The organism is Adhaeribacter terreus (assembly GCF_042657365.1).
In the GTDB taxonomy this organism is placed as follows: Bacteria; Bacteroidota; Bacteroidia; order Cytophagales; family Hymenobacteraceae; genus Adhaeribacter_A; species Adhaeribacter_A terreus.
On the sequence record NZ_JBHSKT010000002.1, the window covers coordinates 110,929 to 129,355 of the forward strand.

General features: G+C 47.3%; 15 protein-coding genes. 5 read left to right on the forward strand and 10 right to left on the reverse strand.

All coding sequences use genetic code 11. The features are described 5' to 3' along the window. Window positions 1–86 precede the first annotated feature (86 nt). From ACFPIB_RS03435 to ACFPIB_RS03460, 6 genes are all read right to left on the reverse strand, one after another. Window positions 87–1,001, reverse strand: a complete 915-nt coding sequence (locus tag ACFPIB_RS03435) for a flavin reductase family protein (protein WP_378016029.1) — start codon at window positions 999–1,001, stop codon at window positions 87–89. Between the two features lie 180 nt (window positions 1,002–1,181). Continuing rightward, on the reverse strand, window positions 1,182–2,453 hold the full coding sequence (fahA, locus tag ACFPIB_RS03440; RefSeq protein ID WP_378016030.1) for a fumarylacetoacetase: 1,272 nt from the start codon (window positions 2,451–2,453) through the stop codon (window positions 1,182–1,184). A 684-nt stretch (window positions 2,454–3,137) separates the two neighbouring features. Beyond that, complete coding sequence (locus ACFPIB_RS03445; protein ID WP_378016031.1) at window positions 3,138–4,472, reverse strand: choice-of-anchor B family protein; 1,335 nt, start codon at window positions 4,470–4,472, stop codon at window positions 3,138–3,140. Window positions 4,473–4,557: 85 nt separating this feature from the next. Continuing rightward, on the reverse strand, window positions 4,558–4,830 hold the full coding sequence (locus ACFPIB_RS03450; RefSeq protein ID WP_378016032.1) for a NifU family protein: 273 nt from the start codon (window positions 4,828–4,830) through the stop codon (window positions 4,558–4,560). An 8-nt stretch (window positions 4,831–4,838) separates the two neighbouring features. Beyond that, the gene (locus ACFPIB_RS03455; RefSeq protein ID WP_378016033.1) at window positions 4,839–5,945 is read right to left on the reverse strand and encodes an Mrp/NBP35 family ATP-binding protein; all 1,107 of its coding nucleotides are present in this window, start codon (window positions 5,943–5,945) and stop codon (window positions 4,839–4,841) included. 40 nt (window positions 5,946–5,985) lie between these two features. Further along, window positions 5,986–6,213: a hypothetical protein gene (locus ACFPIB_RS03460; protein ID WP_378016034.1), complete on the reverse strand. Its 228-nt coding sequence runs from the start codon at window positions 6,211–6,213 to the stop codon at window positions 5,986–5,988. A 592-nt stretch (window positions 6,214–6,805) separates the two neighbouring features. Here ACFPIB_RS03460 and dnaG point away from each other — a divergent pair. From dnaG to ACFPIB_RS03485, 5 genes are all read left to right on the forward strand, one after another. Then, on the forward strand, window positions 6,806–8,797 hold the full coding sequence (gene dnaG / locus ACFPIB_RS03465) for a DNA primase (RefSeq protein WP_378016035.1): 1,992 nt from the start codon (window positions 6,806–6,808) through the stop codon (window positions 8,795–8,797). A 176-nt stretch (window positions 8,798–8,973) separates the two neighbouring features. Next, window positions 8,974–10,164: a glycosyltransferase family 4 protein gene (locus tag ACFPIB_RS03470; RefSeq protein WP_378016036.1), complete on the forward strand. Its 1,191-nt coding sequence runs from the start codon at window positions 8,974–8,976 to the stop codon at window positions 10,162–10,164. Further along, complete coding sequence (locus ACFPIB_RS03475) at window positions 10,161–11,333, forward strand: glycosyltransferase (RefSeq protein ID WP_378016037.1); 1,173 nt, start codon at window positions 10,161–10,163, stop codon at window positions 11,331–11,333. Before ACFPIB_RS03470 ends, ACFPIB_RS03475 begins: the two co-directional genes overlap by 4 nt. A gap of 4 nt (window positions 11,334–11,337) precedes the next feature. Further along, complete coding sequence (locus tag ACFPIB_RS03480; protein WP_378016038.1) at window positions 11,338–12,540, forward strand: bifunctional 3,4-dihydroxy-2-butanone-4-phosphate synthase/GTP cyclohydrolase II; 1,203 nt, start codon at window positions 11,338–11,340, stop codon at window positions 12,538–12,540. A 229-nt stretch (window positions 12,541–12,769) separates the two neighbouring features. Continuing rightward, window positions 12,770–13,459: a hypothetical protein gene (locus tag ACFPIB_RS03485; RefSeq protein WP_378016039.1), complete on the forward strand. Its 690-nt coding sequence runs from the start codon at window positions 12,770–12,772 to the stop codon at window positions 13,457–13,459. 12 nt (window positions 13,460–13,471) lie between these two features. Here the strand turns inward: ACFPIB_RS03485 and ACFPIB_RS03490 are convergent, their stop codons facing one another. The 4 genes from ACFPIB_RS03490 to ACFPIB_RS03505 form a co-directional block, all read right to left on the reverse strand. Continuing rightward, complete coding sequence (locus tag ACFPIB_RS03490) at window positions 13,472–15,496, reverse strand: monovalent cation:proton antiporter family protein (protein ID WP_378016040.1); 2,025 nt, start codon at window positions 15,494–15,496, stop codon at window positions 13,472–13,474. Between the two features lie 195 nt (window positions 15,497–15,691). Next, window positions 15,692–16,465 carry an ABC transporter permease gene (locus tag ACFPIB_RS03495; RefSeq protein ID WP_378016041.1) on the reverse strand — a complete coding sequence of 258 codons (774 nt, stop codon included), beginning with the start codon at window positions 16,463–16,465 and terminating at the stop codon, window positions 15,692–15,694. Between the two features lie 46 nt (window positions 16,466–16,511). After that, window positions 16,512–17,219 (reverse strand): tetratricopeptide repeat protein, encoded by a 708-nt coding sequence (locus tag ACFPIB_RS03500; RefSeq protein ID WP_378016042.1) that lies wholly within the window; start codon window positions 17,217–17,219, stop codon window positions 16,512–16,514. A 265-nt stretch (window positions 17,220–17,484) separates the two neighbouring features. After that, the gene (locus ACFPIB_RS03505; RefSeq protein WP_378016043.1) at window positions 17,485–18,375 is read right to left on the reverse strand and encodes an ABC transporter ATP-binding protein; all 891 of its coding nucleotides are present in this window, start codon (window positions 18,373–18,375) and stop codon (window positions 17,485–17,487) included. Between the last annotated feature and the right edge of the window lie 52 nt (window positions 18,376–18,427).

Sequence of the window (18,427 nt, forward strand, 5' to 3'; positions counted from 1 at the left end):
AAAATAAACCTCACAGATTTTGTGGTCTGTGAGGTTCTGGGTAAGATTTTTTCTGTAGCACTTTTCAGGGCAAAACCATAGGGTTTTTACTTCACTTCGCCGGCCAGAAGCAACACTTTCCAGGCTTCGGTTACTTTGTTTTCTTCCAGCATTTTTTTGCCGAGTGTTTCCAATTGATTCCGAAGTTCCATAGGCTGGATTTCAAACTTGCTCCAGATCTCAGAAACCTGCGGATCAGATTTGAAAGCATGTGCATCTTCCTGCGTTGGAACCTGTTCTTTTTCGGTGTTGCCTAAGCGGCCTAAGTTATTGCCGGTTAGTAAATTGCTGCAACGAATGTGTTCCGGAAGCTGATCTACGCCAATACCTTTGTTGCGTACCGGTTTCGGAAGTTCGAAAAGGCAATCGCCGTTGGCGCGCAGGTACCAGTCGCCTCCTAAACGAGCTACGGCATCGAGCTTGAACGGATCGATGGTTTTGCCGTCAGCGCTAAGCACATTTTCGTTTACATGCATTAAAAGCACTTCGCAGATAATCAAATTCGCCGCGCCTCCCTGGTCGCCGATGGAAATTACTTCGCGCACTTTGCACTCAAAAGAAGCCGGTGCTTCGGCCACACGCGGCGGTTTTATCATTACCGAAGGCACAGGCGTCAAGCCCGATTTTGTGAATTCGTTAACGCCTTTATCATATTCTGTGCTGGCCAGCGAAAGCTGCTCCACCATGTTGTAATTCGCAATGTTGATCACCACTTCGCGGGTTGCCAGCGCATTTTCCAGCGTGTGTTTGGTGGTATTATCGCGCACCCGGCGGGCCGGCGAAAAGATGAGAATTGGCGGATTGGAACCAAACGCATTGAAAAAACTGAAAGGGCTCAGGTTCACGTTGCCATCGGCATCTAAGGTACTCGCAAACGCAATGGGCCGCGGCGCAATGGCCCCCAGCATATAACTATGAAATTCGCCCGTCGGAATTTCCTGCGGGTTTATAGTTTTGATCATAATGAATTAATGTGCTAATTTTTTAATGTGCTAATGTGCTATCTTTTAATGTGAAATGAGCTAATTCAGAATTAAAATTTATGAATTAAGAATTCATTCAAATGCCCGGTAAAGTGAAACCATTACCAGGCACAAATTATCTGAAATAGCACATTAGCACATTAAAAAATTAGCACATTACTAAAGCGCTGGCAAAACTTTCGCGGTGCAGTCGCCGAAACCGATGCGGATGCCGTTTTTCTCGGCGTAGCCACGCATGGTTACCGTGTCGCCGTCGTTGATGAATTTACGTTCGGAGCCGTCGGGTAATTGCAGCGGTTTTGTGCCTTTCCAGGTCAGTTCCAGCATGGAGCCGTAAGAGGTTTCATCTTTGCCGGAAATGGTGCCCGAAGCGTACATATCGCCGATCTGTAAATTACAGCCGTTGCTGGTTTGGTGCGCCAGTTGCTGGTTCATGTTCCAGTACATGTATTTGTAGTTCGAACGGCAAATAGTGGTTTCCTGTCCGCCTTCCGGTTTCAGTAACACTTCCAGGTTAATGTCTAAGTTCTTGTTGCCTGAATATTGCAGATACGGTAAAACCGCCGGTTCCTGTTCCGGACCAGCCACACGGAACGGCTCCAAAGCATCTAACGTAACCACCCACGGCGAAATAGTAGAAGCAAAGTTTTTGGCCAGGAACGGACCAAGCGGCACATATTCCCAACGCTGCATATCGCGGGCGCTCCAGTCGTTGAAAAGTACCATTCCGAAAATGTAATCTTCGGCTTCGTCTGGCGTAACGGTGCTGCCTAACTGGGTTTCGCGTCCGGTAATAAAAGCAACTTCCAGCTCAAAATCCAGCTCTTTAGTAGGGCCGAAAGTAGGAGCGTTGTCGCCAACTTTGGTCTGGCCGTTCGGACGGATCACATCGGTGCCGGAAACGGTGATGGACGAAGCGCGGCCGTGGTAACCAACCGGCAAATGTTTCCAGTTCGGCAGCAACGCATTGGCCGGATCGCGGAACATCATGCCGACGTTGGTAGCGTGTTCTATAGAAGAATAAAAATCGGTGTAATTCGGAACGCGCACCGGCATGAGCATTTCCACTTCGCTGCGTTTAATCAAACATTCGCGCACCGCTTCTTCGTTATCGCGGAATTCGCCGTTATCGTTGCGCAGCAGCTCGGAAACGCGTTCGCGGGTCTGGCGCCAAACCGGTTTGCCCAAGGCAATAAAAGCATTCAGCGTATCGCGGAACAGCACAGTATGATCCGGAATATTCACTTCTTCGAAATAACCGAACTGGCTCAGCGCATACAGATCGAGCACGTATTCGCCAATGGCCACGCCCACGCGCGGATCTTTAAAACCCGCTTTAAAAATGCCGAAAGGCAGGTTCTGGATAGGAAATTCGCAATCTGGCGCAATGGTGATCCAGGAATGCAGGTTCGGGTCGTTGGCTTTTATCATAGTGTTTCAGAAATTCTAAATTAGCAATAGGCAAATATAAAGAATCCGCACCGGAAAGCCCGAATTTGCTTGCAAGCTTTGAAAAAACGATAGGGAAATTAAGGGAAAAAGTCAGAAGAGAAGGGGAAAGCGGTAGGGTTTTGAGGTGAAAAAGTCGATGAAAGGTTGTCGGAATAATTATGGCGGAAAAACTTTACCTCGGTCTGTGCCCTCACAGACCGAAGCAGGGCAGTAAAAATTTAGCAGTGAATTTGACGCTGCAACAAGGTGGTCTGTGCGCCACAAACCACGGTAGAAGGTAGCAGAAAAACGATATGGTTTTGAGGCTAAAAAGTCAATTAAAGGTCGTCGGGAATATCAAAGGAAAATTGTAGAGACGTAATACTTTATGTCTTTCACAGCATTGCGACAAAACGGTAGATGAGGGTAACAAAAAAAGGAAATTTATCCGGTCATCCTGAGCTTGTCGAAGGAACTATCGCATACCGAACCCGCACGATAGGAATTTATCGCTCAGTCGCTCAAAATTCCATAGTAGTATGTATAAGTTTCCTCGACGTTGCTCGGAATGACGCAAAAAATTTTGTTTAGCCGGAAAGTTAATTTAAAAATGCAAACAAACGCAATCAACCCAAAAATCAGCGAAATCCTTTAATCCGATTAATCCGCGAATCAGAAACGATATCATTTCTGGATCAAAAACCGGCTGGTTTCGGAAAAATTTTCGCCGGTGGCTTTTAAAATGTAAAAGCCGCGGGCCAGGTCACTTACTTCGAAACCGGCTTCCAGCACTTCTGTTTTTTGAAACGATTTCACTTTCCGACCGAGCGCATCGTACATGGTCAGTTCAAAATTCTTCACCGGAGCTTTCAAACGGAAATTCACTTTGTTGGTGCCTGGATTCGGGAAAACGGTGAAATTGTTGTGCGCTTTTTTAGTTGGATTGGAAAGCACAAAAAGCCCGTATTTCATATCCGAAGCGATCAGATTTCCGGAAGGGAGGAATGGGTAAACGCCCCAGTTGCCATCCCAAGCGCCGTTTTCGTAGCTGTTGCCGTTATCCGGAAACGTATCGAAATAACCTACGCGGCGAATGTTGCTGGCATCGGAAATATCGAAAAGTTGCAGGCCGTCTTTGTAATAAGCCACCACTGCCAGATCGTTGCCCACAATAAAACAGTTATGCGGCGTAGCCCCAGGGTTCGATTCGAAAGAAGCGCGGTAAAGTGGCGCGGCCGGGTTGGTGAAATCGAACAATTTTACTGGCTGACCGTCGGGCATTTCATCGGTTACGATCAGCTTTTTAGAATCTTCGGAAAGCCAGGCAGAATGGTTGTAGCCAGCGCCCGGATAGTTTCTTAACGAACTGATGAATTTTATAGCAGCCGGGTTTTTCACATCGTAAACCGCCAAACCTTCCCAGGCCGCCGAAAGATATGCCGTATCGTTTTTCACGAATAAAGCATGCGAACGCCAGAACGTGGTGTCCTGCAAAGTGCCCATCAATTTCGGCCTAACCGGGTCTTCCAGCGACAAAATATCCAGCGAATGTCGTTCGGTGGCGCGGGTGTTGGAAACGAGGTAAAGTTTGCCATTCTCGATAAAACAGGTGTGTGAACTGGTGGTCAGTACATCAGAATCATACACTTTTACCACTTTTTCGGGCAGGTATTGCAGGTCGAAAATTTGCAGGCTGTGGTCGTTGGAACCGCCATCGGCCATGCCGTACGCATAATGGCCGAAGGTTTTAAAATCGCGCTGCCCTTCGCCGCGGCCTTGCTGCCGGGAAATAAGTTTGGGCTGAAACGGATCGGTTACATCTATAAAATACGTGGCAAAACGGCTTCCGATAATGGCATATTCGCGGCCGTTGGCAGCGTAGCCCCAGATATCGTTGTAGGTAAGGGAATGATCCGGATCGCGCCAGGTAGAAAGCAAATGCATGTTTTCGGACTGCTGCTGCGCAAACAAAACGCTATGCAGAAGCAGGAAAAAACTAAAAAGGAAGGTTCTTTTCATGCGCGCTCCGGAATTGGTTTTCAGAAATAAAAAAGCCGGAGTCTAATTTAATAAACTCCGGCTTAAAAATCAAGTTTTCAGGTAATTAGAAAGTTGACATTGGCGCTACATTCAGCGCTTCCACGGCTTTAATTTCCGGCACGGCTTTCAGAATGGCCTGCTCTACGCCGGCTTTCAGCGTCATGGGAGACATGGGGCAAGTGCCGCACGCGCCAACCATTTCCAGTTTCAGCACCATTTCCGGGGTTACTTCCAGCACTTTTACGTCGCCGCCATCGGCCTGCAGATACGGGCGTATCTGGTCTAAAGCCGCTTCGATGCGCGCTAAAAATTCCGGATTGATATTCATTTCTTCCATGCTTAAAATTAAGTTCTGGTAATCTCTACAACCTTGGTCTGGGCCAGCTCCGCGTTGCGCACCGAAACCTGACGGGCCACTTCCTGGGCTATTTCCTTGAAAATGGCCGCGCTAGGCGAGTTTTGCTTCAGTACTTCCGGCAAACCGGTGTCGCCGCCTTCGCGGATGGATTGCACCAGCGGGATCTGTCCGATAAATGGAACGCCTTTTTGAGCCGCTAAGTTCTCTCCGCCGCCTTTTCCGAAGATAAAATATTTATTTTCGGGCAGTTCTTCCGGAGTAAAGTACGCCATATTTTCGATAACGCCCAAAACCGGCACGTTAATTTGCGGCTGCTGGAACATAGCCAAACCTTTCTGGGCATCGGCCAGGGCTACTTTTTGCGGCGTAGTTACAATAATAGCGCCCGTTACCGGTACGGTTTGCACCAACGTTAGGTGAATATCGGAAGTTCCAGGAGGAAGATCGATCAGTAAATAATCAAGATCGCCCCAGTCGCATTCGGTAATGAACTGTTTTAAAGCCGACGAAGCCATTGGTCCGCGCCAAACCACGGCGTGTTCGGCAGGCGTAAGGAAACCGATGGAGATCAGCTTTACGCCGTGACTCTTAATGGTTTCGATCATGTTTTTGCCGTCGGCCGTCTGGAATACGCGCGGTTTGGCATCTTCCACGTTGAACATTACCGGCATGCTTGGTCCGGAAATATCCGCATCGATCAAACCTACTTTCGCACCAGACTGTGCCAATGCAATTGCTAAGTTCGCTGTAACGGTAGATTTGCCTACGCCGCCTTTGCCGGAAGCAATTGCAATGATATTTTTAACGCCTTTCAGAACCGCCGAAGCATCCTGACGACCGGAGGTAACGCGCGAGGTCATGTTCACGGTAACTTCGGCTTCTTTATCTACCATGGTATGGATGGCGCGCTCGCAGGCGGTACGGATCAGGTCTTTCAGCGGACAAGCCGGGGTGGTAAGAATTACGGTAAAGCTTACTTTTCTACCATCAATCGCCACATCTTCAATCATATTTAACGTAACCAGATCTTTGCCCAGATCGGGTTCTTCTACGTAGCTCAGGGCACGTAAAACGTCTTCTTTGGTAATTGCCATAATGTTAAATGCAAGTTTTTTGCTATGCAAAGATAGCGTTTTATGGCGGGAATAGAAAGTGATAAATGGCAGCGGAATTGGTGATAAACCCCACCCAACCCTCTCCTGATTCAGGCGAGGGCTTTTGATCGGAAGGAGTTTTGTCTTGAACAGGATTTTCAGGATTTTCGGGATGGGCAGGATTTTTTTTATTAGATAAAGTAATCAACCACCCCCAACCCCTCCTGTCCAGGCGGGGAGTTGCTGCAGTGCTTATTTCTAATTTCACTGCCTATAGAAAACGATAGGGTTTGGAGCCCCAAAAGTCAAAACAAATGCTGCTTTCATTGTCGTCTGCTTCAGTTGCCGGTTTCCACAGTATCTAAATTCATGCATTTCGCCAGCGCAGCGCCCTTGAAACGCTATAGCCGATAAAAAGCCAGCTACGAAGGAAAACGTTCCCAGTTTCTGCGTGCGCGGCCTCCGCACTTTCCGACTTTTGCGCAGCAAAATTGCGCAAGCAAAGGAAAAGGTGAGACGCGAACGCAGAAACGAAGCCACCCGGCTTGAGGGAATAAATTGCCCATGAAAGTTAAAAGTCAGCTGTTTAGCAGAAATGGCGTTTCAAAAACGCTAGCACTTTTAGTTAAAACAACTGCTGCCCGGCGACAAGGTCCTTCGCTAACGCTCAGGATGACAAAAAAACGATATGCTTTCAAGCCTAAAAAGTCAATAGCCAACTTCACTACTAACCTGATGAGATCTCTCCTTACGTCGAGATGACGTAGAAAAAGATTTTTTGTGCCATAAACCATATCGTTTTTTCTATTAAAATCCTTCCGGAGGAAACCTTATCTTTGTAATCCTCAATTCCTCGAACCATGGCTTTAATCAGTAAAGAAACCGTCGATCAGATCATGCATGCGGCCGATATTGCCGAAGTGGTGGGCGATTATGTAACGCTGAAACGAAAGGGCCAGAATTTGTGGGCGCCGTGTCCGTTCCATAACGAGAAATCGCCATCGTTTTCGGTGGCGCCGGCCAAGGGTATTTATAAGTGTTTTGGCTGCGGCAAGGCGGGGAATTCCGTGAATTTTATCATGGATCTGGAAGGCGTGAGTTATGTGGAAGCGCTGAAGCACCTGGCCAAAAAGTACGGGATCGAGATTGCCGAAGAAGCACCGAGTCCGGAAAAACTGCAGCACCAGCACGAGCGCGACAGCCAGTTTATTATCTCTGATTTCGCTAAAGATTTTTACCAGCATAACCTTCACAACCACGAACAAGGCCAGAGCATCGGTTTGCCGTATCTGAAAGAACGGGGTTTGAGTTTGAACACCATCAAGAAATTCGAGCTGGGTTATAGTTTAGAGTCCTGGGATGGGTTAACGAAAGCGGCGCTGGAAAAAGGTTTTCAGGAGAAATTTCTGGAAAAGACCGGCCTTACCATTTTCAAGGAAGACGGCAAAAAATACGACCGTTTCCGCGCCCGCGTGATGTTCCCGATCCATAATATTTCCGGCCGGACCATTGGTTTTGGGGCGCGAACTTTAAAAACCAACGATAAAAGCACGCCGAAATACCTGAACTCGCCGGAGTCGGAAATTTACCACAAAAGCGATGTTTTATACGGCATGTATCAGGCGAAGCAGGCGATTCGTATGGCCGACGTTTGCTACATGACCGAAGGTTACCTGGACGTAATTTCTTTGCATCAGGGCGGGATCGAGAACGTGGTGGCCAGTTCCGGAACTTCGCTCACTGAAAACCAGATCAAGCTTATTTCGCGCTACACCAAAAATATTACGGTGCTTTACGACGGCGATGCAGCGGGTATTAAAGCTTCTTTGCGTGGAACGGACTTAATTCTGGAAGCCGGCCTGAACGTAGATGTGGTGATTTTCCCTCAAGGTGAAGACCCGGACAGCTATATTCAGAAAGTGGGCGACAATGCGTTTCGGGAGTACATAAAAAACCAGGCGAAAGACTTTGTTTCCTTCAAAACTGAACTTCTGGCAAAGGAAGCGAAAGACAATCCGGTGAAAAAAGCCGAAGCGATTCGGGAGGTAGTGCAGAGCATTGCCAAAATTCCGGATTCCATTAAGCGGTCGGTGTTTTTGCAGCGCTGCAGCAGTTTGTTTGGTATTGATGAACAGGTTTTAATTTCGGAATACAATAAAATTGCGCTGCAGGAAAATAAAAAGCAGCAAAACCAACAGCAGCCATCTACTAAACCTTATTCCGGAAACAAAAGCAATTTCGCGCCGCTCGATGAATTCGATATGGCGGCTTTGGAAGCCGAAGCGGAAGCGGCAGCTTATGAAGAAGCCGAGGAAGAAGTTGATCCGGATGTTAAAATTCTGCATCGCTACGAGCGGGAAATACTGCGTTTGCTGCTGAATTATTCCGATCAGACTTTGCCGGAAGGGCAGAACCTGGCGCACTACATTTTTGAGCAGCTGGAAGATATTGAATTTAAAACGCCGGGTTATGCCAGTTTATATGCCCTGATCTCCGAAAAAGTGCAGCAGGGGATTTTAAACATCGCCGATTATTTCATCCGCGAAGAAATCGACCAAACGCTGAAAACCGAAGCCATCGACCTGCTCACCCAGAAATACGAACTCAGCGAAGCCTGGGCCACGCACCAGATCTTCGTGCCGAAAGAAGTGGACCTGTTGCAATACGCCGCCGATACCTCTATTCTGCGCTTAAAATGGCGTAATGTACAAGCTATGATCAAGGAAAATCAGGACGAACTGCAGAAAGAAACGAACGTAGATGAGATGATGAAATTGTTGCAGGTGGCTAAGGCGCTGAAACAATTTGAAATGGAGATTGCCGGTGCGCTGGGGATTGTGGTGGCGCGGTAGCTTGGTTGTTAGTTGCTGGTTGTTCGTTATTGGTTTTTTGGAGTTCAGACTTTTTCAGCACAAAACCCTACCGTTTTTCAGGAATTTAGTTTCTTTGTAGTAAAATTAAACTCCTGCCTATTTTAGTCACCCTCACCTGAACCAGGGGAGGGCCGGGGTGGGGTAATCCTTTTGCCTTGAAAATACTTCAGCTTTGTCCGCGCATTCCGTACCCGCCTCACGATGGTGGCGCCATTGCCATGTACGACGTTACCAGCAATCTGCACGCGGAAGGGCACGAAGTAACAGTGCTGGCCATCAACACGCCCAAGCATTTTCAGCCGGCGCAGGTGCTGGAAGATAAAGCGCACGTCATTGCCGTTCCGGTAAACACCGATCTTTCCAAGCACAAGGCTTTTTTCAACCTATTTAAGGCCGTTCCTTACAACATTGAGCGGTTCATTTCCAAGGATGTGGAGCGCGCTTTAACCGAATTGCTGCAAAAAGAAACTTTCGATATTATTCAGGTGGAAGGCTTGTTTGTGGCGTATTACGTAGACTTGCTGAAGCAATTGAACAAAGCGCCGGTTATCATGCGGTCGCATAATGTGGAATATTTGATTTGGGAAAGACTGGCCGCGAACGAGCCAAATTTGCTGAAGAAAATTTACCTGAAATACCTGGCAAACGGTATCAAAAACTTCGAAAAAACCTACCTCAATAAGTTCAGCGCCATTGCCGCCATTACTGAAGAAGACAAAAACCGGATGCGCGAATTGGGCTGTACCGTTCCAATAGAATTTATTCCGGCGGGCGTAGAGATTTCGCGCTTTCAAACCAACCCGGAAATTAAGCCGAAGTCGCATAGTTTGTTTATTATCAGTTCGTTGAATTGGTTGCCGAACCTGGAAGGCATTGACTGGTTTTTGGAAAATGTCTGGAAAACGGTAGCCAAAACGCTGCCAAAACTCGAGCTGCATATTGCCGGAAAATCGCCGCCCAAACATTTGCTGGAACTGAATTTGCCGAACGTAACGGTACACGGTTTTGTGCCTTCCGCGCCGGAATTCATGCAGCAATATGACCTGATGCTGGTGCCTTTGTTAAGCGGCGGCGGCATGCGCATTAAAATTATTGAAGGCATGGCTTTGGGCAAATGCATTTTAACCACGCCGGTTGGCGCCGAAGGCATTTTCTGCGAAAGCGGCAAAGACATTCTCATTTCCGAAAAACCGGAAGCCTGGGTAAAATTCATAACGGACTATTACGAAGGTAGTTTGCCGGTAAAAACGGTAGGCGAAAACGCTCAAAAACTAGCCGCGCAGGTGTACGACAACAAGCGCATCATCCGCAAATTCCTGAAACTTTACGAACAGCACCGCGCATGATCCTGATCGGAATACTTTTCTGGGTTTCGGTTTTGCTAGTGCTGCACACGTACCTTTTTTTTCCGCTGCTGTTAAAAATGCTTTCTGCCGGGAAAAAACAGTACCAATTGGTATTTTCAGAAACGGATGAACTGCCGGAAGTTGCTGTTTTGCTGGCCGCTTATAACGAAGAAGCCGTGATCGAAGAAAAGATCCGCAGCACGTTCCGCACCAATTATCCACGCCTTAAAATTGCGCTTTACATCGGCTCCGATAATTCTACCGATGCCACAAACGTTATTGTAGAACGCTTAAAAACCGAGTTTCCGGAAATTCAGTTTTTCCCGTTTGCGGCGCGCACCGGTAAAATTGGCATCATCAATCACTTAGCGCAGGAAACCAAAGCGTCCATCCTGATCCATACCGATGCCAACGTTTTCTTCGATGAGCACACCATTTTTCAGCTGGTAAAGCATTTTAAGAATCCGGAAATTGGTTTGGTGGGCGGCAATATTCTGAACCAGGAAGTAAAGCGCGAAGGCATTTCGGTGCAGGAAAAAGCGTATTTGCAGCGCGAAAACCTGATGAAATACCAGGAAGGCGTGCTTTGGGGAACCATGATGGGCGCTTTTGGCGGTTGTTTTGCCATGCGCCGCGCCAACTTTGTGCCTACGCCGCAAAACTTTATTGTCGATGATTTTTACCTTTCACTCAAGGTGTTGGAGCAGGGCAAAAAAGCCATAAACGAACTTCAGGCCGTTTGCTACGAAGACGTTTCGAACCAGCTTTCCGAAGAATTCCGCCGCAAAGTGCGCATTTCTACCGGTAATTTTCAGAACCTGCATACGTTTCGACATTTGCTCTGGCCGCCGTTCACAGGGCTGGCTTTTTCCTTTCTTTCGCACAAAGTGATCCGCTGGTACACGCCATTTTTGCTGCTCCTGATTTTTTTCAGCAATTTTGCATTACTTTCCGAAGGCTGGCTTTATAAGTTGACCTTTGCGGGGCAACTGTTGCTGCCGGCAACTATCCTGCTGGATTGGTTGTTGAAAAAAAAGAATATACACGTCCGGTTGTTCCGGTTTATTACGCACTTCTACGGCATGAACCTGGCCCTTTTGCAAGGCTGGCTCCGTTACCGCAGCGGCGTAAAGACCAGCGTCTGGACCCCAACAAAACGTAACCAATAATACAATGCTCAATACCATAGAAGAAGCCATTGAAGATATTAAGGCTGGAAAAGTTATAATTGTGGTGGATGATGACGACCGCGAGAACGAAGGCGACTTTGTTTGCGCAGCCCGTTCGGTAACCCCGGAAATCATCAACTTTATGGCAACCCACGGCCGCGGCTTGATTTGCGCGCCGCTGGTAGAAGAACGCTGCGAAGAACTGGGATTGGAGCTGATGGTTGGCCGCAATACCGCTTTGCACGCCACGCCTTTCACCGTTTCTATAGACCTGATCGGCCACGGCTGCACCACCGGTATTTCCGCTTCAGACCGCGCCAAAACCATTCAGGCGCTGGTAGACCCGAATACCGATCCGGAAAGTTTAGGTAAGCCGGGCCACATTTTCCCGCTGCGTGCTAAGAAAGAAGGCGTTCTGCGACGTGCCGGCCACACCGAAGCAGCCGTAGATCTGGCGCGTTTAGCTGGTTTCGAGCCGGCTGGTGTATTGGTAGAGATCATGAACGAAGACGGCACCATGGCGCGTTTACCAGACCTGGAAAAAGTAGCCGAACGTTTCAACCTGAAGCTGATCTCCATTAAAGACCTGATCCAGTACCGTTTGCAGCAGGAAAGCCTCATAAACCTGGAAATTGCGGTTCAAATGCCAACCGAACACGGCAACTTCGATCTGTATGCTTTCACGCAGAAAAACAACGGTGTAAAACATTTGGCTTTAGTAAAAGGCACTTGGGAGAAAGACGAACCTGTAATGGTGCGCGTGCACTCCAGCTGCGTAACCGGCGATATTTTCGGTTCGTGCCGTTGCGATTGCGGCCCTCAGTTGCACAAAGCCATGGATATGATCGAAAAAGAAGGCAAAGGCGTAATCGTTTACATGAACCAGGAAGGTCGCGGCATTGGCTTGCTGAATAAACTGAAAGCCTACAAACTGCAGGAACAAGGCCGCGACACCGTAGAAGCAAACCTGGAACTTGGTTTCGGGATGGATGAACGCGATTACGGCGTGGGTGCCCAGATTCTGCGGGAGCTTGGGGTTAGTAAAATGCGCTTAATTTCGAATAATCCGAAAAAACGTACCGGCCTGGTGGGTTACGGCCTAGAAATAGTGGAATCGCTGCCAATCGAAATTAAACCTAACGAGCATAATAAAAAGTATTTAGCTACGAAGCGCGATAAACTGGGCCATACCATTTTAGGCGCTTAAATTTTTGTACAAGGAAACACTTCAAACTGATGGCACTACTTTTTGAAGCGTTTTTCCTAGCATTTTGTATTGTATAATTTTTTTGAATTGCCCCGGGTTTTTACCTGGGGCTTTCTTTTTTCGCTATATTCAGATTACTGTTAAGAACTAAACAAGAGCCATAAAAGTTAGTAAATAACAGGTAAGAATCAGCCGGATTATTCGTTTATTGAAAGAAATTCAGATTACTATGCGATCCAGAACCTCAGATATTTATAAGATACTTTTCTTACTTTTTGCCGCGTTTTTCCTACCGTTTTCAGGAATAGCGCAGCAGAATCAATATGAAATAACGTGGCGTACCGGAACCTTGGTTTTAAATTCCGGCGATACCATTCAGGGCCCGATTACCCTTACTTTACCGAACGATATTGTGCGGATCACGCAGGCTAATGGCAGTGTGAGTACCTTTACAGCGGTGAATGTAAAAAGCTTTGCGGTGGAAAATGAACAGGAAACGAATCGGTTTTTTCGCCGTCGGAGAAACAGCCCGCTGGATTTTAAGCGCGAATACCGGAGCTTGATGTGGAATCACGACAAAGATTACAGTAATTTTAAGTCGCCGGCGTTTTTTGTGGCGCTGCAACCTGGCAATAAAACGCTGCTGCTGCGCGAACAAATAGAGCGGCGGGTCGATAATTTTTCGGCGTATGCCAATTATCCGGGTACGCGACAGGCGGTAGAAACCAGGGTGGAGAAATTTTATCTGCTCACCGCCGATGAACGCATTATTCCGCTGCGTAACCCCAAAAAGGACCTGCCGGCCGCTTTCCCGAAAAAGGAAAAACAAATTACCGCTTTCGCTAAAAGCAACAAACTTGAATTTAACGATCCCATTGATCTGAGCCGCATTGTGGCGTATGCTAACAGCTTGCCGTAGCCAAAAAAAAATTTAATTCCCATCAGAGTTATCTGTTTTTCTGGGTATTTTCTGCTGTTCTTCATTATTTTTCAGAGCCCGCTCAAAAAGCAGAAGATTTTCTTTCCGGCCGAATACATAAAACAAATCGCCGGCTTGTACTACCGTATCACGGTTCACTTCTTCTATTAAGGCATCTTTTCGTTTTATGGCCAGAATGGTAATGCCGTAGCGCGTCCGTAAGTTTAATTCTTCGACGGTTCTGCCAATGATCTGTTTGTTTTCCGGGGAAGTTTTCAGGGCGGCTGTGGTCATGCCGGACAGATCTAGAGAGGAGATGAAAGGTAAAAATTGCTCCGTTGCAAAAGAACGCATCATGCTATAATTCCCCGACCGGATGCGTTCTATAAAAGTTATGATCTCATCGCGGGGCACCAGGTATTTATCGAGCACGCGGGTAAAAATTTCGATGGAAGTTTCTAGTTCTTCAGGAATCACTTCGTCAGCGCCCATCCGTAAATTTTCAGTCATTTCCGATACAAATGAAGTGCGCGCAATAATATGAACGGTACTGCTCAGGCTCCGGATATTGGCAATGGTTTGCTTCGTGGCTTTAGGATCGGAAATGGCAACTACTGCTACCCGCGCCCGCTGAATACCCAAGTGGTTAAGGATAATGGCATGGACCGCATCGCCGTAAAAAATGGGTTCGCCTTTTGCCCTTTCGCGCCTTACCGTTTCTGAATTCAGTTCTAAAATATTGTAGGGAATACCCACCTGACGTGCCACCCGCGCAATGTGCTGGCCGGTAAGCCCATACCCGATGATCACAATATGGTCGTTGTACTCGTCGGCCATGCTGGTTTGTTTTTCGGGGCGAGCCCAGCCTTTGGGTAAATGGCGCAGCACCCAGGTAGCAAACGGATTGGCTTGCGAAATTACGAACGGCGTAAAGGCCATGGTCAGCACCGAAACGGAAAGAAAATACTGGTAGCTCAGGCTGTCCATCAAGCCATTTTCAAGACCTACTTTCGATAAAATAAAGGCAAATTCCCCCACCTGAAACAGCGAAAAACCAACCAGAATAGTAGTGCGCGTCGGGAAACCGAGTACGAAAGCTGCAATGCCGCCCATAAAGCTATTTGTCACAAAGGTTAAAACCGTAAAGAAAAGTACCCAACCAATGTGATCGGCCAAAAAATGAAGATTGAGCAGCATACCGATGGAAACAAAGAAAAAGCTGCTGAAAACTTCGCGGAACGGAATAATGGTGCTGGTAGCCTGGTGGCTGTATTCAGATTCGGAAATAATGAGACCGGCCAGAAAAGCCCCCAACGAAAGCGAAAGCCCCATGCTGGAAGTAAGTCCGGCTACGGCCAGGCAAATTACAATGGTACTGAGCAGAAAAAGTTCTTTGCTGCGGGTTTTGGTGATTTGGAAAAGCAATTTCGGGACGATGTAGCGTGCAGATACATATACAATTGCTACGATTAGTAAGCCTTTCAGTACCAGGAAGATAACGGAAAAAAGAATGTTGTCCGATTTGCCGGCCATGAGCGGCGTTACCAGCATCATGGGTACCACAATAATATCCTGAAAAATAAGAATGGCCAGGATCATTCGTCCGTGCGGACTATTTACTTCCCGGCGATCCTGAAGAAGTTTAAGGACAATGGCCGTGCTGCTAAGCGAAAATAAAAAGCCCAGAAATAACGCTTCGGAAGTTGAAAAACCAAGTGCGTAGCCAATGAGATTTACTACCAGAATAGTGGAAAAAACCTGGGTTGCGCCCCCGATCAGCACATATTTCTTAATGGCCATCAGTTCTTTGAGCGAAAACTCCAGACCAATAATAAAGAGCAGCAGAATGACGCCGATCTCCGAAAGCATTTCTACTTCGTGCGATGCTTTTACCAGGTTGAGGCCCGACGGACCCGCAATTAAACCGGTAATGAGCAAGCCCAGGATGGTTGGCATCCGTAGTTTCTGAAAGATCAGAATTACGAATACTGCCAAACCCAGAATTACAATAATATCGCCTAGTAAAGGAATTTCCATATAGTATGCAGGAACAGGAAAATTACCGGCCTTGCTTAAAACTGATGAGCAGGCTTAGACTTTTTCCTTCTTTCCCGATACCGTTTTTAGGCATTACAGGTTAGGGTTGTGCAGAAATAAATCGCAAAAATCAGGAAAATATTTTTTTCAGGATTTTCAGGAAAAAAGGTAGCGTTTTGGTGTTAAAAACTCAATTTATAAGTCGCGGGATTTGAGCAGGAAATAAGACGCGGCTACCAGCAAAACGATATACAAAACGGCCGGGAAAATGGCTTGCTGGGGCGTAAGTGCTGTCGTTGTAATTCCAACCGCCGAATCGATGAGAGATTGGGTTGGGTTAGGAGCGAGGCTGTTTAAAACTTTGCCCGGAAAATACTGGTTCACGGAATCGTCAACTTTGAAACGAATGATCCATTCTACGAAGAAATACAGCAGGAACGCGATGATGGCCAGGCCGTTTTTCTTTACCAGAAAGGCTACGAACATAGCCAGCGTCATATAACCCAGCGTTTGAGCGAAGTAGTAAATCAGGTACATCATATTGCCGGTTATCTGCTGCGCCGATGCGTTTTCTGTAGCCGAAACCCCGAAACCCAGCCCAAGCGAAGTAACCACCAGCGTTGCAAAAAGCGCGATGGAAAGCAGTACCAGCAGTTTGGAAGCAATCACATCCGTCCGGAAATAACCGTCTATAATTTGCTGCCGGAGCGTGCGGAAACTGTATTCGTCGGTAATGAGAATGATGACCAGGATGCCAAGCAACAAATTGAAGTAACTCGCAATATACGTGAGCCGCTGCCAGATATCGGGGAAGTTGTAAAGCTGCGGACCTGCCGTTTGTCCGTTTATGGTAATGCTGGCTGCCGAGCGCACGATCAGGAAAAGCAAACCCGTGAAAATGCCGAGAATGACCCAGAAAGTACGGTAAGGCAACAGTTTCCGGTATTCGGTGCGGAGGAGCGTGAGCATAGTTTTAGGATGTTAGATTAGGAACCGGAAGTTCGTAAAAAAATGCTTAGCGGCAATATCTTTTTATGTAGCCATCGGCTTTTTCCAGGCCTAATTCCTTCGCTTTCCGCCAATCGGCGCAGGCGCCCGGCGCATCTACCACAATGCGTTTCAACACGCCGCGGTTAAAATAAGCTTCGGCTAAAGAATTATCCAGTTCCAGCGCTTTGTTGTAATCGTTCAGCGCCGGCCGGTATTCTTTATTTTTGAATTTGATGTTCGCGCGGTTCATGTACGGGTGCGCGTAGCCCGGATCGGCTTCAATGGCTTTGTTGTAATCGGCCAGCGCGCCTCGCGTATTGCGCATGCGCAGTTTGCACAAACCGCGGTTATTGTAAGCCGCTTCGTAATTCGGTTTCAGAGAAATAGCTTTGTCGTAATCGGGCAGGGCTTTTTTATATTCTTTGTTTTTAACGTGAATGTCGGCGCGGGTTTTATAAGTTTCGGCATCGGCGGCGTTGTACATTTCCGCGGAATTCAAATCAGAAAGCGCACCTTCCAGGTCTTTCAGTTCAAATTTGAGCATGCCGCGTTTACGGTACAGATCACCGTCTTCGCGTTTCAGTTTTATGGCCCGGTCGAATTGCGCAATTGCGCCTTCCGGATCGTTGGCTTCCAGTTTGGCTTCGCCTTTTTCTTCGTGTACTTTAGAACGGACCCGCGCGCAGCCGGCCAGTTGCAGGGAAATGAGGAGGAATAATAGTGTTTTTTTCATGCGTAAGGAATGGCTCCTTTGGTTTGAGCTATTTACCTGAAAACGCTGAATTTGGTTATTTAATGTGCTAATTTTTTAATGTGCTAATATGCTATTTGGAAATGCATCAAAAATAAATTATCTCATAAATCAATTTTTTCCTGTAGCGTCCTGTAGCAGGATGCTACAGGAAAATTAAAAATTCTCAATTGACTTTTATAAACCTAAAGTCTACCATTTTCCAGATGAATAGCACATTAGCACATTAAAAAATCAGCACATTAAACTACTTCCCCACAATCTCCAAAAACTGGCTTTCCAGGCTTTTCTTACGCACGACCAACTGGCTGGCTACGAGGTTGTTTTCGAAGAGCGAACGGTTTACATCGGCGCTGGAAAAACCTTGTTTCAGGGTTAGTTTCAGCCATTCGCGTTCCGGAATAATGTTCTCGACAAACGGTAGGGTTTTGAGCAAAGAAAGTGCGATTTCAGTCTGTGCCACCGAAACCAAAACCTGATCCTGCTGCGCGAGAATTTCCGAAACCGGGCCGGCAGCTTTTAAAACACCTTTCTGCAAAACGGCTACGTGCGAACACACTTTTTCAACTTCGTCGAGCAAATGGCTGGCAATGATGATCGTTTTTCCTTCCGAAGCAATTTTCCGGATCAGTTCGCGCACATCGGCAATTCCCTGAGGATCGAGGCCATTCGTAGGTTCATCCAAAACCAAAACTTCCGGATTTCCGAGCAAAGCTGCCGCCAAAGCCAAACGCTGTTTCATGCCCAGCGAAAAACTTTTGAAAGGAGAATTCCGGCGTTGCAGCAAACCCGTTATATCCAGCACTTTTTCAATTTCCCGGTGGTCGGCTTTTTTAATATCGGCCACGATCTGCAGATTTTTGTACGCCGACAAATACGGGTAGAAATTAGGCGTTTCCAGAATGGCGCCAATACGACGTTTGCTGGCCGAAGAATACGGTTGCCCGAACCACTGAAAACTGCCGGAGGAAGCGTTCAGCACGTCGAGCACGATGCCGAGCGTGGTGGTTTTGCCGCTGCCGTTCGGCCCCAGCAAGCCATAAATGCTACCCTGCGGCACCGAAAAACTGACGTTCTGCAACGCCGCCACCGATCCGTAGTTTTTCGATAAACCCTGAATTTCTAAAACGTTTGCCAAGTGAGTTTGTGTTTTTTGCAAAAGATAGTTTTTCTGGTGAAAACGCTATCGT